Below are 26490 nucleotides of genomic sequence, written 5' to 3'. Positions count from 1 at the left end.
GGGTCGCCGCGCGCGCACTGGGAGACCATGATGCGTGAGGCTCTCGCCGCCGCGGCCGATGCCGGCGACGACGACATCCCCATCGGGGCGGTGGTGCTGGACCCGGACGGGATCGAACTGGCGCGCGCAGCGAATCGTCGTGAGGAGCTCGCCGACCCGACCGCGCACGCCGAGATCCTGGCGCTTCGTACCGCCGCGAGCCGCTTCGGGGACGGTTGGCGGCTGTCCGGCTGCACGCTGGTCGTCACCGTCGAACCGTGCACGATGTGTGCCGGCGCGATCACGATGGCGCGGATCGGGGCCCTGGTGTTCGGGGCCTGGGAGCCGAAGACCGGCGCGGTCGGCTCGCTCTGGGATGTCGTCCGCGATCCCCGGCTGGCACACCGGCCGGAGGTCGTCGGCGGGGTGCTCGAAGAGCAGTGCCGCGACCTGATGCTCGATTTCTTCCACCCCCGGCGGATCTGAGTACCGCGGCGCCCTGAAGTGCGATTTCAGGGTGAATATCAGGGTCCATGGGCGCGCTTCCTCTGGCAGATTGGAGCCATGGGCGCGCACGGTGTCGTGTGTGCCACCCAACGAACCGAGGAGTGGCCATGTCCGATGCGACCGACAAGATCAACGACGTCGTCGACACCGTCCGGGACAAGATCAACGAGTTCGCGGCCAGCGACACCGTGCACGACGCGGTGAACACGGTCCGCGACAGGATCGACGAGTTCGCGGCCAGCGACACCGTCCAGGGAGCCGTCGACACCGCGAAGGAGAAGTTCGGCGAGATCGCCGAGAACGAGAAAGTCCAGGAGGCCGTCGCCCTCGCCCGGGAGAAGGCAGGCGAGTTCAAGGACCGCCTCGGCGGGTCGGGCTCGCACTGACCTGCGGTCGTGGAGAGGTTTGAGCTTCCATGGCACGGTGGTAAGTGCTCTCGTAGCCCGGGACATCCGGTCCCGGCGACTCTCACCGAGGAGGCAGTTCATGGGTATCGAGGACGACGCCAAGAACAAGGCCGAGGAAATGAAGGGACGCGGGAAAGAAGCTGCCGGTTCCCTCACAGACAACGAGGACCTCAAGCAAGAGGGCAAGAGCGATCAGGGCATCGCCCAGGGCAAGCAGAAGGTCGCCGACGCCGCTGATGCCGTCAAGGGCAAGGTCGACGACGTCAAGAACAAGCTCACCGGCAACAACTAGCGCGTTAGGTCGCTCTGACCAGCCAATTTAGGCTCAGGCGTCGACTGCGGTACAGTCTTCCGCGGTGGCGTGTCCGAGCGGCCGAAGGTGCAGCACTCGAAATGCTGTGTGCGGTAACCCCGTACCGAGGGTTCAAATCCCTCCGCCACCGCAGCGAACGGCCCCTCATCTATCCAGGTGAGGGGCCGTTTCGTATCTCAGCTGTGGTGCATCGAGTGTGTTCTACGTCACGAAAACCTGTCAAAATTCTCGCGCTTTTTTGACATGTTCGTCGGACATGTCAAGTCTCTTGCTAAGTCTCTAGAGGCTCCTCGCGAGCCAAGACACTCAGAAACTCGCGATTGATGAAGAGTCGGTCGCGCCCCACCCTGCGGTCCTCGAGCAGGCCGGCGTCCACGAGAGCACTGAGCCAGCTCGTGGCGGTAGGCCGTGAGATGTCGCATCGCTCCATGACGCTGTTGATTCGGCAGTACGGTTGCTCGAACAGGAGCGACTGGAATTCTGAGTGTGCCGCCCCCTTGGAGGTGGCGCGCGAACGCCTCCCGAAGCTCTCCTGGAGTTCGTGGATGGCATCGATCTTGCGCAGCGTGATCTGCGATGTGCTTTCGATGCCGGTCAGGATGTAGAGCACCCACTGCTCCCAGGCTTGCTCGGAGGTTACGGCTAGCAGGAGTCGGTAATAGTCGTTCTTGGTGTCGATGATGTAGCGCGAAAGGTACAGGACCGGCATCCGCAGGAGCCCTGCCTCAACCAGCATCAACACGTTCAAGATTCGTCCTGTCCTGCCGTTGCCGTCCGAGAAGGGGTGAATCGCTTCGAACTGGTAGTGGGCGGCCGCCATGCGGACAAGTGGGTTGAGTCCATCGTTGTTGTGAACAAAGCGCTCCCAATCGGCCAGCTTGTCCTCGATCAGGTCTCGGCCTTCTGGAGGGCTATAGATGACCTCGCCCGTTGCGGGGTTGGCGATCCGTGTTCCGGGAATGCTCCGAATCGTCATCTCGTGACCCTTGATGATGCTGCATACCGTCAACGCGGTTGAGGCGGTGAGTCCACGCTCCTGCGTGCGAGTGAAACCGGCGTGTAGTGCTGTGCGATAGCGCAGGGTTTCGCGAGTAGCGGGATCGGTGGACGCCGCTCCGTCGTCGTCAACGTGGCGAAAAAGCTCGTCGGTCGTGGTCACGATGTTCTCGATCTCAGAACTGGCCTGTGCTTCGAGGACCGGTATCGAGTTGATCAGCACGGCGGGGTTAGGCATCGACACGGCGGCCTGGTCCAGTTTCGCGAGCGCAGTACTTGCGCCGATCGCGGCTTTTAGTACGGCCCGGGATTCGAGGCTGTCCGGGGTTGGCGGTAACGGCAGTGCGTTGTACGGCTCTTCAGGCTGCCAGGACATGCTGGGACTCTTTCACGAGACTAGCGACGTGTAAAAATATCGGACAGATTTTTACACGTTTTGTGAACATGTGAAGAGTTTTTCGCAATGCCGCTCGCGCCCAGTACCACCTCCGATCCGCTCCGGACACCGCCTCCGTCCGGCCCGGACGGTTCATTCTCACCCTCTGAGCTGGTCGGATGCGGTCCGGTTCAGGCGGATGACTGGCCGGCGGTGCCACTGTGGTTCTCGTGCCGAAACGCGGCACACACGATGGATCAACGAAAGGGCGAACCAATGCTCACCGGACTCACCCAGTTCTTCAACGACGCCTACCTCTTCGGCGGCGACCTGCTGAGCGTGGCGATCAACCTCGCTGCCTGATCGAGAACGCAGGCTGCTCGAGTAGCAGATATCGGCCCGCATTCTCCTGGGCCGGCCGAGCCCGGTGCGCAGAGCTCGTCCAGTTTCGTGAGGTAGGCGCCCGCGGCCGCATCGTCGAACGGCGCGACAAAGATCTCTTCGAGTTGGTCGACGGCCAGCACATATGGCTTCGACTCCACGGCTCGATCCCGTATCCACGCATCGAGGTGACCGGCGGGCACCGCGGTCGGAGTCACCAGCAGTACGTCGACGTCGTCTCGGATCCGCGCGGCGAAGCCGGCTTGCAGCAGCGGCGACTTCCTCGCTCCGGACGAGTCCAACAAAACCAACAGCTCACCGGCAGAGCTGGTGTCGACGATCGCGCCTGCTGCGCACGTTCCCAGAGTTTTCGCCAGTTGGTCGCCGAATACAGCCCGGGCGCGGGCGCTGACGGCCTTCAGCGGTGGGGAACCGGCATCGGAGTACAGGACGTCGAGGCGGCGCGCCAGCTCGGCGCGCGGGTCGGCGTCGGTCGGTGCGTTCACCCGCTGAGCTGATCAGCCATTCCCGGGCGCAGCAGTGCCGAGATCTCGTCCCACGGCACGGTGACCGGCAGCCAGTCACCCAGCGCGTGGACCACCGGGACATATGTGTGGAAACCGTTGGCCAATGGAACCCAGTTCAGGAAGTTGTCGATATCGGGGTAGACCGGATCGACTCGCGGATCTATCCGCGCCACGGCGGCGGCCAATTCTGCTGCGGCGGAATCGGTGTCGAGGAAGACATCGTCGAGTAGTATCGGCGCGGCGGTGTGCGCGTCGATGGCGATGGTGGCCACGTGGTTGTTCGGGTGCGCGGCGCCCTGTGCATCCGTCGTGAAGATCGCGGTACCGGCGACCACGTCATCGGTGATGGTGGTGACCCGGCTGCGTTCGTCGTCGGCCAGCGAGCCGTCGGAGACGGTGGTGTCGGTCAGGCCGGTCACCACATCGTCGAGGGCGGCGCGCATCCCGGAGTTGAACCGGTCGCGCACCGCGGATTCGCCGCCGTCGATCCGGGGAAGCTGCACATCGTATGTGGTGCTCGCGCGGCGGCCGTCGGTGCGGACCAGGGTGGGCCGGTATCCGTGTGCCGATGGCGTGGAGGCCGCCGGCGGTTCGTCGGCGACCGATGACTCGGTCAGCGCCACCACCGTCGTCTCCACGGTGCGCGACGCCGGTACCGCGGTCCCGTCGTTCGTGGTGCAGCCTGCGGCGATTCCCGCGACACACGCCAGCGCCGCCACGGTCGCCGCACGCAGGAAAGCCATCCCCGAACTGTAGCCGCGTCGGCCGGTCCGGGGCGTGGCGCCGGTCGCGGCAGGAACTGCGCCGCGTGGGCCGCGAGGTCCAGCAGTGGCTGCGGGAAGACCCCCAGCCCGATGGTGACCACGGTGCACACCGCGATCGACGACGTGGTGAGGACACTCGGTTTCACCACGTGCGGGGCGTCCACCGGGACGTCGGCGAAGAACATCGCGACGATGATCCGGATGTAGAAATAGGCGGCGATGGCGCTGCTGATCACACCGACCACCACCAGGACGCCGTCGCCGCTGCCGGCCGCGGCCGCGAACACGTCGAACTTCGCGATGAAGCCACTGGTCAGCGGTATACCCGCGAAGGCGAGCAGAAACATCGAGAACATCGCGCCGACCAGCGGATAGCGTCGGCCGAGTCCGGCCCACTGTGCGATGTCGGTGGCCTCACGGCCGGACAGGTGCGGGCCCGACTGACGATCCGGCTCGCGCACCACCGCAAATGTGCGAAGCGAGGCAGGCCTTTAATAGCTGCCGAACCGGGTGAGCTTCTCAGAATCGGACGTAAAGGTGTAGGTCTATAGCTAGTGCCACTTCACGGGTCGTGTCCACTGCTTCCCTGTGGCGGCATCGACCACGTTTGCTGGCAGCTGGTTATTGCGAATCTTTTTCATTCCGATGTGGAAGGACGAAGGCATCAGTGCCTTGAGTTCGTTGGAGACGCGTCGTGGTGGAAACGCAGCGGCAACGAACAGGTCGGGATTCAGCTGACGCGCGAGTCGCACACCGGGGGACAGATCGCTGTCGGCCGATATGACCAAAGCCGCGTCGGTAAGCCTTTTCGCAGCGTCGGCGACGAGGTTGACAGCGATGTTGACGTCAGTCTCCTTCTCTTCATACGCGGTCCACGAGTTTCCGCACCGCCTGCAATTCTTGTTCTTCGACTGGTATCGCCCTTGGACGACTTCAATCAGCCCGGGGTTCTGTGCTAGGAGCGCAGCGAGGTAAGCCTGTTGGTTTGACAGTCCCGTAGGATCGTTAAGGACGGGTGCGGTGAAGTACATCACCTTGCTAAGGGTGCTCTGTGGCCTGAGATTCTGCGCGAGCGCGCCCAGGTCCAGCCAAAGATGTTTGCGAGCGCTTGCTTCGTGCAGTCCGTGATACAGATTGAAACCGTCAACGTAGACGGCCAGAGACTCAGACACGACACGCACCACCCGCGTGCCTCGGAGTCAAGCGGGGAATGACTTTCCCCTGTTGATCAGTTACAGTAGTCATGTAACCCCGCCGCTATCTTCGGATGGTCGGCCCGACGGCCCTTCTTCGGAAGGGCCGTTTTTGTCGCTTCTACCGTCCATCGCGTTGCTTTGGTGGGTCTCCACGTAGTCAGCGAGCATGTCGACGACCTCGTAGAAGAACTTGCGGTCCTCGCCCCGCAGGCTGAGCGGGTTGACATCGACCATCAACGACATAGTGCCGCCTGTTTGAAGCTGCACCCTGGTCTCGTATGCAGATTTCGGGCGCTGCGGATCTGCTCGCTCCGTTCCGTCTCCGGTGTCGCGGCTTGCGCTTCCGCCGGCTGCTCGCTTCTTCGGGCTCTTACGCTTCTGGCCAGGGGAGCCCGAACCGGTGCGCGTGCTCGGGAAGTGGGGACTAAGCGGAATTTCTGCACGCCGTGCGGCGTGCAGAAAGAACGTCACTGACTTGCGGCGGGTGTCAGCGCCATCGACGCCGTACCTGTCGCGGAAGCATTCGTGTAGCTGTTGCTCTGTTCCGTTCCTGGAAGATACCGAGAGGGCGTCCGCATAGTGCTTCTCGACGAGGACGCGCAGGTGTTGCTTGCGGGTGTCTTCGTCCTTCGCAGCGAACTCCACGAACGCAGGCTGCACCTGGCGGCTGTCGTCTATCAAGCCGAACGTTCGCAGAGTAGCTATGAGATTGACCTGATCAGACCCCGACTTGGTGCCCATCAATGACCGGTCGATTACCGGGGGCAGGGGGTGCGCGGCCAGTTCGGCGACGAAGTTCCAAAAGGTCGCGAACGGCAGGTAGGGCGGTTTGAAGCCACCGTGCCCTTCTTCAACCATGTCACTTCCTCTCGCAACCGATCCGGCAGGTGCAAATATACATGCCACAACGGCGTGCCACAAGCGGATTTGCTCTGGATTTTTCTTTACGTGAGAAGTGGCATGGTTGAGGATCGTGTTATGAGCATTCATGCTGGCATGAGGGTGCAGGTCACAACGGCGAGTGGAGACCAGGTGCCGATGATCTCGGTGAGCGCTGAGGTCCCCGGACGCGACATGCCGGTGGTGTGGGTAGCCTCAATCGAGGAGTATCGGGCGTCCCAAGATGCTGCACACAGGACGCCTTGGCCCGCGCAGTATGTGCGGCTTGATGAGCCGGACATCTGACCTATCCGGCAATTGGCCGTCCTGGTTTCGCCGGGTCGACGTGGCGTCCGTGTTCGTCGCGTCCACAATGGCGCACCGACCGTGTGGTTGCGACTGTCTCGAAGTCGTCGGGTCGCGACGCCCCCTGCCAAAATGAAGTGATGAGAGTGAGGACGGCATCTCGGAGTTGAAGCGCTTCTGAACGGCGGCGCGATCGCTAGGGGTTTGGCGGAGAAACAGATCGATTTTGGTCTCCATCTCGGCCTTCGGTACCCAACGATATGCACTATTGCGGTGCTGAATCTGAATGCTGTTCCACGTGGGCAAACGCCGGTTGTCGTTTCTTGAGCTGGTCACGGCAGGAACTGCGCCGCGTGGGCCGCGAGGTCCAGCAGTGGCTGCGGGAACACCCCCAGCCCGATGGTGACCACGGTGCACACCGCGATCGACGACGTGGTGAGGACACTCGGTTTCACCACGTGCGGGGCGTCCACCGGGACGTCGGCGAAGAACATCGCGACGATGATCCGGATGTAGAAATAGGCGGCGATGGCGCTGCTGATCACACCGACCACCACCAGGACGCCGTCGCCGCTGCCGGCCGCGGCCGCGAACACGTCGAACTTCGCGATGAAGCCACTGGTCAGCGGTATACCCGCGAAGGCGAGCAGAAACATCGAGAACATCGCGCCGACCAGCGGATAGCGTCGGCCGAGTCCGGCCCACTGTGCGATGTCGGTGGCCTCACGGCCGGACATGTGCGGGCCCGACTGGCGATCCGGCTCGCGCACCACCGCCACCGTGGCGAAGGCGCCGAAGGTGGAGAACGCGTACGCCGCAAGGTAGAACATCGTTGCCGCCAGGCCGGCCTCGTCGAAGGCCACCAATCCCAACAGAATGAATCCCGCATGAGTGATCGACGAATACGCAAGCATCCGTTTGACATCGGTCTGGGTCACCGCCATCACGGCGCCGACGAGCATGGTGGCGATCGCCACCGCCCACAGCACGGGCTGCCAATCATCCTGCAGACCACCGAAGGCCGTGTAGAACACCCGCAGCAACGCGCCGAACGCGGCGATCTTGGTAGCGGCCGCCATGAACGCCGTGACCGGGGTGGGGGCGCCCTGATACACGTCCGGGATCCAGGCGTGGAAGGGGACGGCGCCGACTTTGAACAGCAACCCCACCGCCAACAGGCCCAGCGCGATCAGCGGCAGCACGGTGTCGCCGGCCGGCTCGCGAGCCGCCGCACTGACCGCCTCGCCGATCGCCCCGAGTTGTAGCGATCCGGTGGCCCCGTAGGCGAAGGCGGCACCGAACAGGAAGAACGCCGACGCGAACGCGCCGAGCAGAAAGTACTTGAGCGAGGCCTCCTGCGAGATCAGTCGGCGTCGACGAGCCAGACCGCACAACAGGTACAGCGGCAGCGAGAACACCTCGAGCGCGATGAACATCGTGAGCAGGTCACCGCACGCGGGAAACAGCATCATTCCGCCGACCGCGAGCAACGTCAGCGGAAACACCTCGGTGGTGAGACCACCCGCGCGGGTCGCCTCGAACTCGGCGTCGGTGTTGGGTACCGACGCCCCGGACGGGGTGAACATGTCCGCGTCGACCGACGACAGGGTGGCCTGGGCAGCGGCTCCCGGACCGTCGCTGACCCGTCGGCCCGGTGCCGGTGCGGCCACCACCCGTTCCAGTCGCCGCTCGGCCATGAAGGCCACCGAGGCGATCGCGATCAGCACCAGCAGTCCCTGCAGGAACAGCGTCGGGCGGTCGATGACCACCGCACCGGACATGACGAATTCGCCGAGACCGCCGCCGCGGGTCTGGGCAACGGCAACCGTGATGACGGCGACGAGGGCGGCCGCGAGACCGCCGAGCGACAGCACCAGGTGCGTCGGGTATCGCAGGCGTCGGGGCGCGAACGCTTCCACCAGCACACCGACGACGGCGACGCCGAACACGATCAGCATCGGCGACAGTGCGCCGTAGGCGACGCCGGGTGCCTCGATGAGGGCGAGCTGTGTAACCGTCATCAGCGGTCTCCCTCCGTCGGTACCGCGATGGTGGGTGCGGGGTCCTGCTCACCGATCGTGCTCATCGTGTGTGTGACGGCCGGATCGATGATGTCGAGCAACGGCTTCGGGTAGACGCCGAAGACCAGCAGCAGTGCGAGCAGCGGTGTCACCACCGCCAGCTCCCGCCCGTGGAGGTCACGCATGGGCCGGGTGGCTGCTCCCGGTCCTTCCGCAGATGCCGGTCTCGGTGGGCCACCCATCATGCGTTGGTAGGTCCACAGAATGTAGATCGCCGACAACACCAGGGCGCTCGCGGCGGCGATGGCGGCCACCGGGTATCGGGTGAACGTGCCGATGAGGACCAGGAACTCGCTGATGAACGGTGCCAGTCCCGGAAGCGACAGCGTGGCGAGTCCGGCCACCAGGAAGGTGCCGGCCAGGACAGGCGCGACCTTCTGCACGCCGCCGTAGTCGGCGATCAGTCGGCTGCCGCGCCGCGACACCAGGAACCCGGCGACCAGGAACAATGCGGCGGTGGAGATCCCGTGGTTGACCATGTACAGGGTGGAGCCGGTCTGGCCCTGGCTGGTCAGCGCGAAGACGCCGAGGATGATGAACCCGAAGTGCGAGATCGAGGTGTAGGCGATCAAGCGCATCACATCGGTCTGTCCGATCGCGAGGATCGCGCCGTAGACGATGCCGATCACCGCGAGGGTCGCGATCAGTGGGGCGAAATAGTGTGCGGCGTCGGGGAACAACTGCAGGCAGTAGCGCAGCATGGCGAAGGTGCCGACCTTGTCGACCACCGCCATCATCAACACCGCGCTCGCCGGTGTGGCGGAGACCGCTGCATCGGGCAGCCAGCCGTGCAGCGGCCACAGCGGCGCCTTCACTGCGAACGCGAACATGAAGCCGAGGAACAGCATTCGGACCAGACCGGTGCCGGCGTCGAGTTCTCCGGCGGACACCGCGTCGACGATGACCCGTAGATCGAAGGTGCCCGCCCCGTCGCTGCCGAGCCCGGATCGCGCGGTCACCACGTACAGGCCGATGACCGCGGCCAACATGATCAACCCGCCGAACAGGTTGTACAACAGGAACTTCACCGCAGCGCGGGCCCGATCCACCCCTTGCCGAATCCCGAATCCGCCGATGAGGAAGTACATCGGGATCAGCATCGCCTCGAAGAAGATGTAGAACAGCAGGATGTCGAGGGCGACGAAGCTCATCAGCACCATCGCCTCGACCGACAACATCAGGGCCAGATAGATGTGCGGCCCCTTCTGTCTGCGCCCACCCGCATGATCCAGTGACCCGGAATGGTCGGCGTCGTGCCAGCCCGCGAGGATGAGGATGGGCAGCAGCACCGTGGTCAGCAGGACCAGCACCAACCCGATGCCGTCGAGGCCCAACGCATAGCGCGTGCCGATGGCCGGAATCCAGCGCAGGTCCTCCACGAACTGGTATCGCGCGCCGTCGGCGTCGAAGCCGACTGTCAGTCCGAGGGCCACCCCGAACGTGGCCAGCGAGACCGCCAGGGCCCACCACTTGGCGAGGTCGGGGCGGGTGTTCGGCACGGCGAGCGCCGCCACCCCGCCGAGGGCCGGCAGGAGCCAGAGGATGGTCAACCAGGGGATGTTCACAGCACATTCACCACCATCACCAGTGCGAGGATCGCGGTGGCGCCGGCGAACATCGACAGCGCGTAGGAACGCACGTAGCCGTTCTGCCAGGACCGTATTCGTTGTGACGCCCGGGCGATCGTGGTTCCCACGCCGGTGGTCAGGCCGTCGACACCGTCGCGCTCCACCGCGACGAGCCCCGCGGTCAGATGTTGGCCGGGCGCCATCAGCAGTCGTTCGTTGACGGTGTCGCCGTAGAGATCATGTCGCGCGGCGACGGTCAGGGGCCCGACATCATCGGGGGCCGGTACGATCACCGGGCGCATCGCGTACTGCCGCCAGGCCAGGCCGATGCCGACGGCCACCACGGCGAGGATGGTCGCCGTCACCACCCAAGCCGGCACCGTGAGCTCGTGATGCTCTTCGCCGACCACGGGTTCGAGCCAGTGCACCAGCGAGTCACCCCACGCCAAGGCGGCGCCGGCGGCCACCGAACCGATGCCGATCAGGATCATCGGGCCGGTCATCACCCCGGGGGATTCGTGCGGATGCGGGGGCGGATCGTCGGCCCATCGTCGCTCGCCGAAGAACGTCAGGATCATGACCCGGGTCATGTAGAAGGCGGTGATTCCGGCGCCGAGGAGCGCAGCACCACCCAGGAGCCAGCCGCCGACGCCGCCGGACGCGAAGGCTGCCTCGATGATCGGGTCCTTGGAGAAGAAGCCGGAGAACGGTGGCACGCCGATGATCGCGAGGTAGCCGACCCCGAAGGTGGCGAAGGTGATCGGCATCAGGGTGCGCAGCCCGCCGAAGCGGCGCATGTCGGTCTCGTCGTCCATGGCGTGCATCACCGACCCGGCGCCCAGGAACAATCCGGCCTTGAAGAAGCCGTGGGTGAGCAGATGCATGATGGCGAAGGCGTATCCGGCCGGGCCGAGTCCGGTCGCCAGCACCATGTAGCCGATCTGGCTCATCGTCGACGCCGCGAGTGCCTTCTTGATGTCATCCTTGGCGCAGCCGATGATCGCGCCGAACAGCAACGTCACCGCGCCGACCACGGCCACGCCCGCCTGTGCGGCGGGCGCGAGATCGAAGATGGGGTTGGAGCGCGCGATCAGGTAGACGCCTGCGGTCACCATGGTGGCGGCGTGGATCAGCGCCGACACCGGGGTGGGGCCTTCCATCGCGTCGCCGAGCCACGACTGCAACGGGACCTGCGCCGACTTTCCGCAAGCGGCCAGCAGCAGCATGAATCCGAGTGCGGTGACCACGTTCTCGCCGACCTGTCCGGCGCCGGCGAACACCGCCTCGAAACTCACCGCACCGACGGTGGCGAACATGATCATCAGCGCGACCGCGAGGCCGATGTCGCCGACGCGGTTGACCACGAATGCCTTCTTGGCCGCGGTCGCCGCGGTCGGCTTGTACTGCCAGAACCCGATCAACAGATACGATGCGAGCCCGACGCCTTCCCAGCCGAGATAGAGGCCGAGATAGTTGTCGGCCAATACCAGCAGCAGCATCGCGGCGAGAAACAGATTGAGGTAGGCGAAGAATCGGCGACGATCCGGGTCGTCGGCCATGTAGCCGATCGAGTAGATGTGGATCAGCGATCCGACCCCGGTGATCAGCAACACAAAGCACATCGACAGCTGGTCGAGTTGCAGTCCGAAGTCAACCTGCAGCTGACCCACGGGTATCCAGCTGAACAGGATCTGGTGCGCGGCACGATCATCGGCGCCACGGCCGAGCATGCCGACAAACATGATCAGTCCCGCCACGAACGACGCCAGCGCGAGTCCGGTACCGAGCAGGTGGCCCCAACGGTCGGTGCGTCGGCCGCCGAGCAACAGAATCGCTGCGCCGATCAGCGGAAGTGCGGGCACCAGCCAGAGCAGGTCGGCGGTCGTCTGGGAGCTCACCGGCACCTCACTATCGCTTCAGCAGGTCGGTGTCGTCGACCGAGGCCGACCTGCGGGCGCGGAAAATGGTCATGATGATGGCCAAACCCACCACCACCTCGGCTGCGGCGACCACCATCACGAAGAACGCGATCACCTGACCGTCGAACGAGCCGTGCATCCGGGCGAACGTCACGAATGCGAGGTTGGCTGCATTGAGCATCAGCTCGATACACATGAAGACCACGATCGCGTTGCGCCGCAGCAGCACCCCGGCTGCGCCGATAGCGAACAGCAACGCCGCGAGGTAGAGGTAGTTCTCTGGATTCATCCGTGGTCCTTCCCGCGTCCTTCGGCGAGTTGTCTACGGATGCTGGGGGATTCGTGACTCGGCGCGACCGCAGATCGGGGACGCAGCGTGGCGTTCACCGACAGATCCGACGGGGTGCCGTCCGGGAGCAGCGCGGGCACGTCGACGGCATTGTGCCGCGCGTACACGCCGGGACTGGGCAGCGGCGTCATGTCGATGCCGTCCCGGAATCGTTGTACTGACAGCTCCCGCTGGGTGCGTCGCGGACCGAACCGTTCCCGATGGGCGAGGACCATGGCGCCCAGCGTGGCCGCGATGAGCAGGGCGCCGGTGAGTTCGAACGCCCAAAGATACTGCACGAAGATGAGTTCGGCGATCGCTTCGACGTTGCCGTCGCCCGCGGTGGCGGGCGCACCGGGAGCGCCGGCCACCGGCGCGCCGACGAACACGGCGAGCGACGCGTTGGCGATCCCGGCGATGAGCAGCACGCCGAATCCGAGTCCGATGAGGACCGCGGCAACGCGTTGCCCGCGCAGCGTCTCCACCAGGGAGTCCGACGAGTCGACACCGATCAGCATCAGCACGAACAGGAACAGCATCATCACCGCGCCGGTGTAGACCACCACCTGCACCACACCCAGGAACAGCGCACCCTGCGCGACATAGAAGATCGCCAGGATGATCATCGTCGTCGCCAGGAAGATCGCCGAATACATGGCCTTGGTGGCGAACACGACGCCGAGAGCACCGATCAGTGCGACCGCCCCCAGCACCCAGAACTGCACGGCCTCACCCGTGCTGGTCGCCGGGAGCGAAGCGAGCGGGACCGATGTCGACGTGCGGGTCAGCTCCGCGAGGAGCGTGGTGGTCACGAGTCCGCCCTCCCCACCAGGCGCCCCTCCTTCGACACCTCACCGCGGTAGTAGTTCTCCTCGGTGGAGTCCGGGGCCATCTCGTGTGGTGGCGCCTCGACCCCGGGCGCCAGCGGTGCCAGCAACCGGTCCTTCTCGTAGATGAGGTCGGCGCGGTTGTCGTCGGCGAGTTCGTAGTCGTTGGTCATTGTCAACGCCCGGGTGGGGCAGGCCTCGATGCACAGACCGCAACCGATGCACCGCAGGTAGTTGATCTGGTACACCCGGCCGTAGCGTTCGCCCGGCGAATACCGCTCTTCGTCGGTGTTGTCGGCACCCTCGACGTAGATCGCATCGGCCGGACACGCCCAGGCGCACAGTTCGCACCCGATGCACTTCTCCAGTCCGTCGGGATGCCGATTGAGTTGGTGGCGGCCGTGATAGCGAGGTGCGGTGGGTGTTTTCTGCTCGGGGTACTGCTCGGTGATGGTGGGCGAGAACATCGACGAGAACGTCACGCCCAGTCCGCTCATCGGCTTCATGAAATCAGGCATCGGTCGTCTCCTTGCGGGGATCGGGCGGCGGGGACATCGGACGCGCCGAGAGGACCTGACCGGGCAACGGGGGCACCGGGAACCCGCCGGCCATCGGATCGAATGCGGGCGGTTGTGCGGCGTTCTCGTCCTCTTCAACTTCCTTCGGCAGTCGCATCAACCGCCACACCGCGTACAACAGCAGCGCGGTCACCACGAGCCCCGCAGCCGCGGAGACCAGCGACCGCGCGAGGTCGTCGTCGTCGGAGGTGCCGATCGCCGCCCGGACCACGGCCACCACCATCACCCAGGTCAGCGAGATCGGGATGAGGACTTTCCAGCCCAGATTCATGAACTGGTCGTAGCGCAGCCGCGGGAGGCTGGTGCGCAACCAGATGAACACGAACAGGAACACCCAGACCTTGAGGGTGAACCACAGGATCGGCCACCAACCGGAGTTCGCCCAGTCGAACGCGCTCAGCGGCCACGGGGCCTGCCAGCCGCCGAGGAACAGTGTGGTGGCCAGCGCCGAGACGGTGACCATGTTGATGTACTCGGCGAGCATGAACATCGCGAACTTCAGCGAGCTGTACTCGGTGTGGAAACCACCGACGAGTTCGCCCTCGGCCTCCGGGAGATCGAAAGGTGCGCGGTTGGTTTCACCGACCATCGACACCGCGTAGATGACGAAGGACGGCAGCAACAGCAGCACATACCAGTGGTGTTCCTGTGCTGCCACGATGCCTGAGGTCGACATGGTGGCGGCGTCGAGGAACACCGCCGCGAACGTGAGGCCCATGGCGATCTCGTAAGAGATCACCTGAGCGGTGGAGCGCAGCCCGCCGAGCAGCGGATAGGTCGACCCCGAGGACCATCCGGCCAACACGATGCCGTACACCCCGACCGAGGTGATCGCGAGCACATAGAGGACACCGACCGGAAGGTCGGTGAGTTGCAGCGGGGTCTGATGCCCGAACACCGAGACCATGGGGCCGAAGGGGATCACCGCGAACGCCATCACGGCAGGGACCACCGCGATGATCGGAGCGGCGAGGTAGATCGGCTTGTCCACGCCGCTGGGGATGATGCCCTCCTTGAGGGCGAGCTTCACACCATCGGCCAGACTCTGCAACAGTCCACGAGGCCCCACCCGGTTGGGTCCGATCCGGGTCTGCATGCGCGCCATGATCTTTCGCTCGATGAGGATCGCGGCGAGTGGATTCGCCACGAGGAACGCGAACACCGCCAGCGCCTTGAGCCCGATGAGCCACCACGGGTCCTGACCGAAGTCGGCGAGCGTGGGGAAGGTCATGACACCTCCTCGACCGTCGCGATGGTGACGACGTCACCGGCCTGCGCTCGCAGGTCCGCGGTCACCGACGCGCCCGGTGAGTTCATCGGCACCCAGACCACACCGTCGACCATCTCGGTGATCTGCAACGGCAACACGATCGCGCCGCGGGTGGTACCGACCTCGACGGGCGAGTCGTCGGCGGCACCGATTCCCGCTGCGGTGGCCGCCGACATGCGGACGACGGGGGTGCGGGCCGTCCCGGCGAGATGCGGCTCACCGTCCTGGAGGCGCCCGTCATCGAGGAGCATGCGCCACGTGGCGAGCACGGCCCGACCGGTCTCGGCCGTCGGCCGATGCGGCGGCACGGCGACGTCGGGCGACGGTGGTCGCAGTCCGCGCCAGGGCCCGAGTCGTTCGAGGTCGGCACGGATCGTCGCGGTGTCAGCGCACCGGATGTCGACGCCCATCTGACGGGCGAGAGCGTCGAGGACCCGATGGTCGGGCAACGTTCCGACCTCCGGCAGGGCCGTGCCGAACGGGCGGGCGCGGCCCTCCCAGTCGAGGTACATTCCCGACTTCTCCGGTGCCGCCGCAACCGGCAGCACCACATCGGCGCGGTCGGTGACGGCGCTGCGTCGGATCTCCAGGCTCACCACGACATCGGCCTCGGCCACGGCGGCGATGGCTGCGGCCGGGTCGGGGAGGTCGGCGAGCTCCACCCCGCCCACCAGCAGTGCCGACAGTTCCCGCCGGGCCACCGCCGCGACGATGGCAGCGGTGTCGCGGCCGGGCGTGCTCGGCAGATCGGCGACCTGCCAGGCCATCGCGATCTCGGTGCGCGCGGACAGATCGGCGACGGGCCGGCCACCCGGGAGCAGGTTGGGTGCGGCACCCACCTCCAGTGCGCCGCGTTCACCGGCTCGACGCGGGATCCATGCCAGCCGTGCCCCGGTCCGTTCGGCCAGGCGCACCGCGGCGCTCAGCCCTCCGGGTGTCCCGGCCAACCGCTCGCCGACGACGATGACCGATCCCGGCGCGGCGACCGCGTCGATGGCGGCAGCGGAATCCAGTACCGCAGCTTCATCTCCCGGCACGGTGGGTAACAGGTGGCCCGCGAGCTTGCGGACGCCGGGACTGGGCAGGGCGGCGATCGCGGTGACCCGTTGGTTGCGGGTGCGCACGGCGCGCCGGAGGCGGAGGAAGACCATGGGTGACTCCTCCTCCGGCTCGAAGGCCACCAGCAGCACGGCCGGTGCCGTATCGAGGTCGCGGTAGGTGATGTCGTCGGGTCGGGCCGCGACCTGTGCGGCGAGGAAGTCGGCCTCCTCGCCGCTGTGCACTCGCGCACGGAAATCGATGTCGTTGGTGTCCAGGGCGACCCGGGCGAATCGGGCGTAGGCGTAGGCGTCCTCGGCGGTGAGCCGGCCTCCGGCCAGCACTCCGGTGCGGCCGCGTGCCGCCGACAGCATCTGGGCGGCGTGGCGTAGCGCGTGGGCCCACGACACGCCTCGGAGCTCACCGTCGGCGCCGCGGATCATCGGCGCGGTGATCCGGTCGTCGGCGTTCGCGTAGGCGAACGCCCAGCGCCCCTTGTCGCAGTTCCATTCCTGATTGACCTCGGGATCGTCGCCGGCCAGGCGACGCAACACCGTGCCGCGTCGGTTATCGGTACGTTGGGCGCAGCCGCTGGCGCAGTGTTCGCAGACCCCGGGTGTCGACACCAGGTCGAAGGGCCGCGCACGGAATCGGTATGCGGCACCGGTGAGGGCACCGACCGGACAGATCTGCACCGTGTTGCCCGAGAAGTACGACTCGAACGGTTCGTCCTGGTAGATCGACACCTGCTGCAACGCACCGCGATCGGCGAGGTCGATCAGCGGGTCGCCGGCGACCTGGTCGGAGAACCGTGTGCAACGTGCACACAGGACGCATCGTTCCCGGTCGAGCAGGACCTGCGAGGACAGCGGGACCGGTTTGGTGAAGGTCCGCTTGGTGCCGGTGAACCGGGAGTCGCCCCGTCCCGAGGACATCGCCTGGTTCTGTAGCGGACATTCACCGCCCTTGTCGCACACCGGACAGTCGAGCGGATGGTTGATGAGCAGCAGCTCCATGACGCCGCGCTGAGCCTTCTCCGCGACCTCGGAGCTGCGCTGGGTGTGCACCACCATGCCGTCGGTGACCACCGTGGTGCACGAGGCCAGCGGTTTGCGCTGACCCTCCACCTCCACGAGACACTGCCGGCAGGCGCCGACCGGGTCGAGCAGCGGGTGATCGCAGAATCGCGGGATCTGGGTGCCGATCAGCTCGGCGGCCCGGATCACCAGAGTTCCTTTCGGTACCACGATCTCGGCGCCGTCGATGGTGACCGTCACCAGATCGGGTCGTTGTTCGGTGGTGGGTTCGTCGACGGCGGTCATCGGTCACCTCCCGACTCGGAGTCGGCGTAGAGCGTTGATCGGTGCGGATCGAACGGGCAGCCGCCCTCGAAGTGGGCGAGGTACTCGTCGCGGAAATGCTCCAACGACGACACGATGGGACTGCCCGCGCCATCGCCGAGCGCACAGAACGACTTTCCCACGATGCTGTTGGTGACATCGGTGATGGTGTCGAGATCGGCGGCAGTACCCGCGCCGGCCTCGATTCGTGCCAGCAACTGCACGAGCCAATAGGTGCCCTCCCGGCACGGGGTGCATTTGCCGCACGACTCGTGGGCATAGAACTCGGTCCAACGCAGTACGGCGCGGACCACACACGTCGTCTCGTCGAAGATCTGCAGCGCTTTGGTGCCCAGCATCGAACCGGCCGCGCCCACCCCCTCGTAGTCGAGGGGGACATCGAGATGCTCGGCGGTGAGGATCGGCGTCGACGATCCCCCGGGTGTCCAGAATTTCAGCTCGTGACCGGCGCGCACCCCACCGGCGCGCTCGAGCAGCTCACGCAATGTGATCCCCAGCGGCGCCTCGTACTGGCCGGGGCGGGCCACATGCCCCGACAGCGAGTACAGCGTGAATCCAGGCGACTTCTCGGTGCCCATCGAGCGGAACCAGTCGACACCGTTGCGGATGATCGGCGGCACACTGGCTATCGATTCGACGTTGTTGACCACCGTCGGACTGGCATAGAGACCTGCGACCGCGGGAAACGGTGGCCGCAACCGTGGTTGGCCGCGCCTGCCTTCCAGCGAGTCCAGCAGTGCGGTCTCCTCACCGCAGATGTAGGCGCCGGCGCCGGCATGCACCACCAATTCCAGGTCGAAGCCTGATCCGAGGATGTCGAAGCCGAGATAGCCTGCGGTGTAAACCTCCTCGACCGCCGAGCGGAGTCGGCGCAGCACCGAGGCCACTTCGCCGCGAAGGTAGATGAAGGCGTGCGCGGCGCGGATCGCGTAGGCGGCGATGATCGCACCCTCGATGAGCGAGTGCGGTGACGCCAGCATCAGCGGGATGTCCTTGCAGGTGCCCGGTTCGGATTCGTCGGCGTTGACCACGAGATAGTGAGGGCGCGGATCGGGGGAGTCGGGATCGGTCGGGTCGGTCTGCGGGATGAACGACCACTTCATGCCTACCGGGAATCCGGCACCACCGCGTCCCCGCAGCCCGGATGCCTTGATGGTGTCGATGAGGTCGTCCGGCTGCTGTTGCAGCGCGCTACGCAACGCCGCGTACCCGTTGTGGGACTCGTAGCTTCGGAGTGTCCAGGATTCGGGTTCGTCCCAATAGCGGCTCAGGACAGGAGTTTCGGCAGGGTCGGTGCCGGTCGACAGCGCGGTCATGCGTCACCCCCGTCTTCGGGTAACCCGGCGAGCAGCCGAGCGGTCCGTCGGAAACTGCACACAGTACCGGTGGATCGCGTGGGGGTGACCGCGACACCTGCCCGCAGATCCTCGACGAGTTCCACACTGCCCGCAGGGGTCTGGTTGTCGAAGAACTCCCAGTTGACCATCACCACCGGCGCGAAGTCACAGGCCGCGTTGCATTCGACGTGTTCGAGGGTGATGCGTCCGTCGGCAGTGGTGTCCCCGGGCGAGATACCCAGGTGGTCGCGCAGCGCGGCCAGGATCTCGTCGCCGCCCATCACCGCGCAGAGCGTGTTGGTGCACACCCCGACGAGGTACTCGCCGGTGGCCGACCGGCGGTACATCGAGTAGAAGGTGGCAACCGCGGCGACCTCGGCGGCGGTGAGTCCCAGTTGTGCGGCACAGAATTCCACGCCGGCCCGAGTGATCTGCGCGTCCTGGGATTGCACCAGATGCAGCAGGGGCAACAACGCCGAACGTGGCTGTGGATACCGTTCGATGATGCCGGCGGCGTCGGCCGCCAGCCGGGTGCGCACCTCGTCGGCGTAGTGGTCGGGGCCGTCGAAGCGGATAGTCGGATGCGGTTGCGGCGGCAGGACCACCGCACCCTGGCCGGGATGCTCTCCCTGCTCGGTCGGCGCGGTCAGATCCACGAACACCGGGTCACTCATCGGTCGACCCCTCCCATCACCGGATCGATACTGGCGACCGCGGTGATCACGTCGGCCACCATGCCGCCCTCGCACATCGCCGCCACCGCTTGCAGATTCGTGAACGACGGATCGCGGTAGTGCACCCGGTAAGGGCGTGTGCCCCCATCGGAGACCATGTGCACGCCCAGTTCGCCCCGGGGCGATTCGACGGGCACGTAGCACTGTCCGGCCGGCACCCGCATGCCTTCGGTCACCAGCTTGAAGTGGTGGATCAACGCTTCCATGGATGTGCCCATGATCTTCGCGATGTGCTCGGGCGAGTTACCGAGCCCGTCGGGCCCCAATGCCAGGTCGGCCGGCCAGGCGATCTTGCGGTCGGCGACCATCACCGGGCCGGGTCGCAGACGGTCGAGGCATTGCCGTGCGATCCGCACGGATTCCTGCATCTCCTTGACCCGGATCAGGTACCGGCCATACGAGTCGCACGTGGTGTCGGTGATCACGTCGAACTCGTAGTTCTCGTAGCCGCAATAGGGTTGGGACTTGCGCAGGTCGTGTGGCAGGCCGGTGGACCGCAGGACCGGGCCGGTGATCCCGAGCGCCATACACCCGGTGAGGTCGAGATAGCCGACGCCCTGGGTGCGGGCCTTCCAGATGTAATTCTCGTTGAGTAGGTCCTCGAGTTCACCGAGTCGAGCCGGCAGGATATCGAGCAACTCGCCTACCTTGTCCGCCGCGTCTTCGGGCAGATCCTGGGAGACGCCGCCCGGCCGGATGTAGGCGTGGTTCATCCGCAGGCCGGTGATGTATTCGAAGATGTCGAGGATCATCTCGCGTTCCCGGAAACCGAGGAACATCGCGGTGACCGCGCCGAGTTCCATTCCGCCGGTGGCGAGTGCGACGAGGTGCGAGGAGATCCGGTTGAGTTCCATCAGCAATACCCGGATGACGCTGGCACGTTCTGGGACGTCGTCGGTGATGCCCAGCAGGCGTTCCACACCCAGGCAGTAGGCGGTCTCGTTGAAGAACGGCGACAGGTAGTCCATCCGGGTCACGAAGGTGACCCCCTGCATCCAGGTTCGGTACTCGAGATTTTTCTCGATGCCGGTGTGTAGGTAGCCGATTCCGCACCGGGCCTCGGTGACGGTTTCGCCCTCGATCTCCAGGATCAGCCGCAGCACTCCGTGGGTGGAGGGATGCTGTGGACCCATGTTGACCACGATGCGTTCGTCGCCGGGCTGGGCTTCGGCCCGTTCGCGGACGGCGGTGACGATCTCGTCCCAGTCCTGACCGGAGACCGTGTAGGTCTGGGTGGCACGCACGTCGTCGGGATGGGAGTTGGGCGTGTTGTCATCGGTGGTGGTCATCAGTTGTAGGACCTCCGCTGATCAGGGGGTGCGATACGGGTCCCCTTGTACTCCACCGGAACTCCACCGAGCGGGTAATCCTTGCGCTGGGGATGGCCCTGCCAGTCGTCGGGCATCTCGATACGGGTCAGCGAGCGGTGGCCGTCGAAGACGATGCCGAAGAAGTCGTAGGTCTCGCGCTCGTGCCAGTCGTTGGTCGGGTAGATGTCGGTGAGCGTGGGAATGTGCGGATCCGAGTCGGGGGCGGCGACCTCGAGGCGCACTCGACGATTGTGGGTGATCGACGCCAGCGGATACACCGCGTGCAGTTCCCGGTCGTGATCATCGGGGTAGTGGACACCGTTGACGCCCAGGCACAGTTCGAACCGCAGCGCGTCGCGGTTACGCAGCGTCAGCGCCACCGGTCGCAGGTGTTGTCTGCGCACGTGGACGGTCATCTCATCGCGGAAGATCACCACCTTCTCGACGGCCTCGTCGTAGCCGGGCGCACGCGCGGACATCTCGGCCAGACCTGCTGCCAGTTCGTCGGCAATCTCGTCGAAATACCCGCCGTACGGGCGGGTGGAACTGCCGGGCAGGGTGACGGCTTGGACGAGTCCGCCATAGCCGGAGGTGTCGCCGCTGCCGTGCACCCCGAACAAGCCCTTGCGGATGCCGATCTGTTCCGGGCCGGTCTGCTCCGCGCGGCTCATGTCGCCCGCCGCCTTGGGTGCCCGGGGTTCGGTCATCGCAGCAGGCCCTTCATCTCGATCGTCGGTTTCGCCTGCAGCGCTGCCTGTTCGGCAGCCCAGATGGCTTGTTCGCGGTTGACGCCGAGCGGCATCTGCTGGATCTGTTCATGCAGCTTCAGGATGGCGTGCAGCAGCATCTCCGGCCGCGGGGGGCAGCCGGGAAGGTAGATGTCCACGGGCACTACGTGGTCGACACCCTGCACGATCGCGTAGTTGTTGAACATGCCGCCCGACGAAGCGCAAACACCCATCGCTAGTACCCATTTGGGCTCGGTCATCTGGTCGTAGATCTGCCGCAACACCGGTGCCATCTTCTGGCTGACCCGACCGGCGACGATCATCAGGTCGGCTTGTCGGGGCGAGGCCCGGAACGCCTCCATCCCGAAACGGGCGAGATCGTAGCGACCCGATGTGGTGGCCATCATCTCGATGGCGCAACAGGCCAGGCCGAAGGTGGCCGGCCACAGGGAACCCTTGCGCATGAACCCGGCCAGATCCTCGACGGTGCTCAACAGGAACCCGCTCGGCAGTTTCTCCTCGAGTCCCATCGGCGACACCTCCTCACGTGTAGCGACGTTCCCGGTACCGCCCGGCGTCGGGCGCGCACCGAGATCGTGGTCATTCCCAGGCGAGCCCTCCGCGTCGCCATTCGTAGGCGTAGGCCACCGAAACGTTGACGATGAACAGCGCCATGGCCGCGAGACCGAACCAGCCGAGGAGGTCGAAGGCGACCGCCCACGGGTAGAGGAAGACGATCTCGATGTCGAAGATGATGAACAGCATCGCGGTGAGGTAGTACTTCACCGGGATACGTTGGACGGCCCGCTCGGTGATCCGTGATGCGGTGAGCACGCCGCCGGTCGAGTCGTCGCCGGCGGGCGTCAGAGCGTGTGATTCGGTGTGCGGTTCGATGCCGCACTCGTAGGGCTCGAGTTTGGCGCGGTTGTACCGTTTCGGTCCGATCAACATCGCAACGCCAACTGAAAAGACCGCGAACGCCACAGCAATTGCCCCGAGGACCATGATCGGGACGTAGGCGTTCATATCGTGACGGCCTCCCCACAGTCGGAGTCACATGTGAGCTGTGACACAAAGCCTACTAGCGGGGGAGCCGCCCTTGTCAGGGTTTCTGGAGTTCGGCGTTTCGGAGCAGGTCGACGAGGGTGGTGGACAACGCGATCGGGTCCACCGGGAGGGTCGCGGTGGCGTCGGCCCGCGACCAGTCGGCCAGCCAGCGGTCATCGGCGCGACCGAGCAACAGCAGGATCGGCGGACACGGGTCGATCTCGTCACGCATCTGTTTGGCGATGCCCATGCCGCCGGCGGGCGCGGCCTCACCGTCGAGGATGGCGACGTCGATCGCGCCGGCATCGAGCTGCGCGAACACCATCGGGGCGGTGGCCACCTCCACGAAGCTGAGCTCGGGGAGCGCGGGATCGGGGTTGCCGCCGAGCGCACCGAGGACCGCCGCGCGGGTGTCGGAATGGTCCGAATACACCAGAACTCGCAGCACCACCGCGGGATCGCCATCCGGACGGCGCAGCGAGTGCTTCTCGTCGCGGCCGGGGTCTGTCACGTCGAGCACATTACCGCTCAGGCAGCCTCGGAGGCGTCCGAAACCCCGTAGGCACCCCGACCATTGATTCGGGGGTGATCTCGATACGCGACCTCGCCTGGCGGCTCGGTGGCTACTCGATCAGCGTGTGGTGGCCACCCGCCGGTGGGGGGTGTGTGAGTGGGCGTGTGGTGGCTCGCCCGCCGGTGGGGGGTGTGTGAGTGGGCGTGTGGTGGCTCGCCCGCCGGTTGGGGGGTGTGTGAGTGGGCGTGTGGTGGCTCGCCCGCCGGTTGGGGGGTGTGTGAGTGGGCGTGTGGTGGCGCGCCCGCCGGTTGAGGGGTGTGTGCGAGCTTGCGGGGTGGGTCTCGCCCGCTGGTCGAGTAGCGGCGTGCGAGCTCGCGAGCCCGCCGCGTATCGAGACCCTCGTCAGTGCTCGGTGGAGAACCCGACCCGGCGCCGATGATTGTCCAGCGCGAGCGCGACGAGCTGATCGATGAGGTCGGGGTAGCTGATCCCGGTGGCCTCCCACAGCTTCGGATACATCGAGGCCGGCGTGAAGCCCGGGATGGTGTTGACCTCGTTGAGGAGCCAGCCGCGGCCCTCGGCCTCATAGAAGAAATCGACACGTGCCATCCCCGCGCAGCGCAACGCGGTAAACGCCTTGGCCGCCAGTTCTCGGACCTCGCGGGTGACATCGTCGGGCAGGTCGGCAGGGATCACCAGCTGCGCGGCACCTGTGACGTACTTGTCCTCGTAGTCGTAGAACTCACTGCCCGGCACGATCTCTCCGGGCACCGACGCCTCCGGGGCGGCATTGCCGAGAACCGCCACCTCCACCTCGCGGGCGGTGACCGCCTCCTCGATGATCACCACATCGTCGTAGCGCAGCGCGAGGTCGACGGCCTTGTCGAGTTCGGCGGCGTCGTGGGCCTTGGTGATGCCCACCGACGAGCCGAGGTTGGCGGGTTTGACGAACACCGGCAGCCCGAGCTCGGCCACCGCGCGGGTGACGATCTCGTTCGGGTCGTCGATACCGTCGCGGAACTCGACCCAGCGGCACTGTGGGATTCCGGCCTGCTCGGCGACGATCTTGGCCATCGCCTTGTCCATGCACAGCGCCGACGAGAGCACGCCCGCACCCACGTAAGGGACCTTGAACAGCTTCAACATGCCCTGGATGGTGCCGTCCTCGCCGTGCGGCCCGTGCAGCAGCGGGAGTACCACGGTGATCGCCTGATCGGTGCCCTCGCCGCGGATCGCAGCGAGGGGCTCCACCTCGGTACCGGCCGGTTCGAGTCGTTCGGGTAGGTCGCTGCCCTCGGCCAGCGCCGCTATCGCCTTGTCGTTGCGCAGCCACGTCCCCGACTTGGTGATGCCGATCGGCACCAGGTCGTACTTGCTGCGGTCGGCGGCGGCCAAGACGTGGGCGGCGGTCACACACGAGACGTCGTGTTCGGCGGACACGCCGCCATAGAGGACGACCAGACGCAGCAGGGGTGAGGCCATGGCCCACACCATACGTCGACGATGTCGTACGAGTCGTCTGGGTTTGTCCTCCTCGGGTATGTGGCGGTCGGCGGCGAGCCTTGTAGCGTTGCGGTGTGCAATTCAGGGCGAGCGAGATCGCGGCTGCGGTCAATGGGCGGCTGGTCGGCGATGACGTGGAGATCTCCGGGGTCGGCATCGACTCCCGGAGCGTGCAGGCCGGGCAGCTGTTCGTGCCGGTCGTGGCCGCCCGCGACGGGCACGAGTTCGTGTCGTCGGCGCAGTCGGCGGGTGCCGCGGCGTACCTGAGCTCCGAGGGCAGCCTGCCGCACGTCTCATTGCCGGCGATCACCGTCACCGACACCGCCGCGGCGTTGGCCGATCTCGGTGCTGCGGCCCGCGATCGCCTGCCCGACCGGGTCGTCGGGGTGACCGGGTCGGTCGGCAAGACCTCCACCAAGGATCTGCTGGCCGGGGCGCTGGCCACCACGTTCCGTGCCACCGCGAGCGAGAAATCGTTCAACAACGAGCTCGGGCTGCCGCTGACCCTGGCCAACGCCCCGGCCGACACCGAGGCTGTCGTGGTCGAGATGGGCGCCCGCGGCATCGGCCACATCGACCTGCTGTGTTCGATCGCGCGGCCCACCGTCGGGGTTGTCACCCGCGTCGAGGGTGTGCACCTGGAACTGTTCGGCGACATCGATGCGGTCGCGCGCGCCAAAGGCGAGCTCGTCGAGGCGTTGCCGGTCGATGGCCTCGCTGTCCTCAACGCCGACGACGAGCGGGTGGCCGCCATGGCCGAGCGCACCGACGCGGGCGTGCTGACCTTCGGACTCGGTTCGACAGCCGATGTCCGCGCCTCGGACGTGGTCCTTGACGACGAGCTGCGCGCGTCCTTCCGGCTGCACACCCCGTGGGGTGATGCCGACATCGCACTCGGTGCTCGTGGCGAGCATCAGGTGCCCAATGCGCTGGCCGCGGTCGCCGCCGCCGGCTGGCTCGGTGTGCCGGTGGGTCGGATGGCCGACGGCCTGCGCGGTGCGAGTCTGTCCGGACTTCGCATGGACCTCGTCACCTCGGCCGCCGGGGTGCTGGTGCTCAACGATGCCTACAACGCCAACCCCACCTCGATGGCCGCGGCCCTGCGGTCGCTGGCGGTGCTCGATGCCGGGCGCCGGGTGGCCGTGCTCGGCACGATGGGGGAGCTCGGTGCCGGTTCGGCGGCAGCGCATTTGTCGGTCGCCGAGCAGGCACGTGACCTCGGCGTCGAGGTGATCGCCGTCGACGCCCCCGATTACGGTGAGTCCGCCCGCCACGTCCCCGACATCGACAGTGCCGTCGCCGCCCTCGCCGACCTCGAGGCCGGGGACGCGGTGCTGGTGAAGGCCAGCCGTGCCGCGGCGCTCGAGCGGGTCGCGCAGGCGTTGCTGGGCTGAGGAAGCCGCGGTCGGGTGATTTCGATACGGCCTCGCCCAGGGGCTCGGCCTACTCAATCACCAGCGTGAGGCGGCTCGCGGAGGTGTGTGCCCTACTCGATCACCAGCATGGGGCGGCTCGCGGAGGTGTGTGCCCTACTCGATCACCAGCATGGGGCGGCTCGCGGAGGTGTGTGCCCTCCTCGATCACCAGCGTGAGGCGGCTCGCGGAGGTCGCGCTCCCTCGCTCCGGGGAGCCAAACTGGTGATCGAGACATCCCTGAAGGTTTGATGTCAAGCCGCGGCGGGGGTTTGGTCCTTCCATGCGGTGGCGGGGTCGTAG

General features: G+C 66.2%; 23 protein-coding genes, 1 tRNA gene and 2 pseudogenes. 5 read left to right on the top strand and 21 right to left on the bottom strand.

The genetic code is table 11. The features are described from left to right. Positions 1 to 30: 30 nt before the first annotated feature. From VX037_RS19170 to VX037_RS19155, 4 genes are all read left to right on the top strand, one after another. A complete protein-coding gene (locus VX037_RS19170) occupies positions 31 to 465 on the top strand; it encodes a nucleoside deaminase (RefSeq protein WP_287016562.1) in 435 nt (144 codons plus the stop codon). A 128-nt stretch (positions 466 to 593) separates the two neighbouring features. Further along, the gene (locus VX037_RS19165; protein ID WP_328715483.1) at positions 594 to 872 is read left to right on the top strand and encodes a hypothetical protein; all 279 of its coding nucleotides are present in this window, start codon (positions 594 to 596) and stop codon (positions 870 to 872) included. 100 nt (positions 873 to 972) lie between these two features. After that, positions 973 to 1185, top strand: coding sequence for a CsbD family protein (locus VX037_RS19160; RefSeq protein ID WP_328715482.1), 213 nt, complete (start codon positions 973 to 975; stop codon positions 1183 to 1185). A gap of 63 nt (positions 1186 to 1248) precedes the next feature. After that, positions 1249 to 1336 (top strand) — tRNA-Ser (locus tag VX037_RS19155). Between the two features lie 141 nt (positions 1337 to 1477). Here the strand turns inward: VX037_RS19155 and VX037_RS19150 are convergent. From VX037_RS19150 to VX037_RS19045, 21 genes and pseudogenes are all read right to left on the bottom strand, one after another. Next, positions 1478 to 2578, bottom strand: a complete 1101-nt coding sequence (locus VX037_RS19150) for a Fic family protein (protein WP_328715480.1) — start codon at positions 2576 to 2578, stop codon at positions 1478 to 1480. A 311-nt stretch (positions 2579 to 2889) separates the two neighbouring features. Beyond that, positions 2890 to 3465 (bottom strand): nSTAND1 domain-containing NTPase, encoded by a 576-nt coding sequence (locus VX037_RS19145; RefSeq protein WP_287016551.1) that lies wholly within the window; start codon positions 3463 to 3465, stop codon positions 2890 to 2892. Continuing rightward, positions 3462 to 4229 (bottom strand): hypothetical protein, encoded by a 768-nt coding sequence (locus VX037_RS19140; RefSeq protein ID WP_328715478.1) that lies wholly within the window; start codon positions 4227 to 4229, stop codon positions 3462 to 3464. Before VX037_RS19140 ends, VX037_RS19145 begins: the two co-directional genes overlap by 4 nt. Positions 4230 to 4276: 47 nt before the next feature. Further along, positions 4277 to 4723, bottom strand: a pseudogene (locus tag VX037_RS19135) (proton-conducting transporter transmembrane domain-containing protein); the annotation flags it as partial. 78 nt (positions 4724 to 4801) lie between these two features. Further along, positions 4802 to 5422, bottom strand: coding sequence for an NYN domain-containing protein (locus VX037_RS19130; protein WP_328715477.1), 621 nt, complete (start codon positions 5420 to 5422; stop codon positions 4802 to 4804). Between the two features lie 69 nt (positions 5423 to 5491). Then, positions 5492 to 6304: a hypothetical protein gene (locus VX037_RS19125; RefSeq protein ID WP_328715476.1), complete on the bottom strand. Its 813-nt coding sequence runs from the start codon at positions 6302 to 6304 to the stop codon at positions 5492 to 5494. 659 nt (positions 6305 to 6963) lie between these two features. After that, entirely contained in the window at positions 6964 to 8652 is a 1689-nt protein-coding gene (gene nuoN / locus VX037_RS19120; protein WP_328715475.1) for an NADH-quinone oxidoreductase subunit NuoN, read from the bottom strand. Beyond that, positions 8652 to 10277: an NADH-quinone oxidoreductase subunit M gene (locus tag VX037_RS19115; protein WP_287016553.1), complete on the bottom strand. Its 1626-nt coding sequence runs from the start codon at positions 10275 to 10277 to the stop codon at positions 8652 to 8654. Before VX037_RS19115 ends, nuoN begins: the two co-directional genes overlap by 1 nt. Further along, a complete protein-coding gene (gene nuoL, locus VX037_RS19110) occupies positions 10274 to 12178 on the bottom strand; it encodes an NADH-quinone oxidoreductase subunit L (RefSeq protein WP_287016554.1) in 1905 nt (634 codons plus the stop codon). Before nuoL ends, VX037_RS19115 begins: the two co-directional genes overlap by 4 nt. 10 nt (positions 12179 to 12188) lie before the next feature. Then, positions 12189 to 12488, bottom strand: a complete 300-nt coding sequence (nuoK, locus tag VX037_RS19105; protein ID WP_235723378.1) for an NADH-quinone oxidoreductase subunit NuoK — start codon at positions 12486 to 12488, stop codon at positions 12189 to 12191. After that, on the bottom strand, positions 12485 to 13315 hold the full coding sequence (locus VX037_RS19100) for an NADH-quinone oxidoreductase subunit J (RefSeq protein WP_328715524.1): 831 nt from the start codon (positions 13313 to 13315) through the stop codon (positions 12485 to 12487). Before VX037_RS19100 ends, nuoK begins: the two co-directional genes overlap by 4 nt. Before the next feature lie 20 nt (positions 13316 to 13335). Next, positions 13336 to 13872, bottom strand: coding sequence for an NADH-quinone oxidoreductase subunit NuoI (gene nuoI / locus VX037_RS19095; RefSeq protein WP_328715473.1), 537 nt, complete (start codon positions 13870 to 13872; stop codon positions 13336 to 13338). Continuing rightward, positions 13865 to 15163, bottom strand: a complete 1299-nt coding sequence (nuoH, locus tag VX037_RS19090) for an NADH-quinone oxidoreductase subunit NuoH (RefSeq protein WP_328715470.1) — start codon at positions 15161 to 15163, stop codon at positions 13865 to 13867. The genes nuoI and nuoH overlap by 8 nt, the downstream gene beginning before the upstream one ends. Next, positions 15160 to 17562 carry an NADH-quinone oxidoreductase subunit G gene (locus tag VX037_RS19085; protein WP_328715468.1) on the bottom strand — a complete coding sequence of 801 codons (2403 nt, stop codon included), beginning with the start codon at positions 17560 to 17562 and terminating at the stop codon, positions 15160 to 15162. Before VX037_RS19085 ends, nuoH begins: the two co-directional genes overlap by 4 nt. After that, positions 17559 to 19612: pseudogene (nuoF, locus tag VX037_RS19080) on the bottom strand (NADH-quinone oxidoreductase subunit NuoF). The gene VX037_RS19085 and the pseudogene nuoF overlap by 4 nt, the downstream one beginning before the upstream one ends. Beyond that, complete coding sequence (gene nuoD, locus VX037_RS19070; RefSeq protein ID WP_328715464.1) at positions 19609 to 20961, bottom strand: NADH dehydrogenase (quinone) subunit D; 1353 nt, start codon at positions 20959 to 20961, stop codon at positions 19609 to 19611. Before nuoD ends, nuoF begins: the two are co-directional and overlap by 4 nt. Beyond that, a complete protein-coding gene (locus VX037_RS19065; protein ID WP_266063843.1) occupies positions 20961 to 21653 on the bottom strand; it encodes an NADH-quinone oxidoreductase subunit C in 693 nt (230 codons plus the stop codon). The genes nuoD and VX037_RS19065 overlap by 1 nt, the downstream gene beginning before the upstream one ends. A gap of 32 nt (positions 21654 to 21685) precedes the next feature. Then, positions 21686 to 22240, bottom strand: a complete 555-nt coding sequence (locus VX037_RS19060) for a NuoB/complex I 20 kDa subunit family protein (protein ID WP_235723385.1) — start codon at positions 22238 to 22240, stop codon at positions 21686 to 21688. A 70-nt stretch (positions 22241 to 22310) separates the two neighbouring features. Continuing rightward, positions 22311 to 22736: an NADH-quinone oxidoreductase subunit A gene (locus VX037_RS19055; protein WP_235723386.1), complete on the bottom strand. Its 426-nt coding sequence runs from the start codon at positions 22734 to 22736 to the stop codon at positions 22311 to 22313. Between the two features lie 76 nt (positions 22737 to 22812). Next, complete coding sequence (locus VX037_RS19050; RefSeq protein ID WP_268900174.1) at positions 22813 to 23235, bottom strand: hypothetical protein; 423 nt, start codon at positions 23233 to 23235, stop codon at positions 22813 to 22815. 438 nt (positions 23236 to 23673) lie between these two features. After that, the gene (locus VX037_RS19045; RefSeq protein ID WP_328715462.1) at positions 23674 to 24753 is read right to left on the bottom strand and encodes a D-alanine--D-alanine ligase family protein; all 1080 of its coding nucleotides are present in this window, start codon (positions 24751 to 24753) and stop codon (positions 23674 to 23676) included. 95 nt (positions 24754 to 24848) lie between these two features. On the opposite strand from VX037_RS19045, the gene VX037_RS19040 reads away from it, so the two are divergent. Further along, positions 24849 to 26168, top strand: coding sequence for a UDP-N-acetylmuramoyl-tripeptide--D-alanyl-D-alanine ligase (locus VX037_RS19040; RefSeq protein WP_328715460.1), 1320 nt, complete (start codon positions 24849 to 24851; stop codon positions 26166 to 26168). The last annotated feature ends 322 nt before the right edge of the window (positions 26169 to 26490 follow it).

The sequence above is a fragment of the Gordonia sp. Z-3 genome (assembly GCF_036233855.1).
Lineage (GTDB): Bacteria > Actinomycetota > Actinomycetes > Mycobacteriales > Mycobacteriaceae > Gordonia > Gordonia tangerina.
This window is presented reverse-complemented; position numbering and strand designations above follow the sequence as displayed.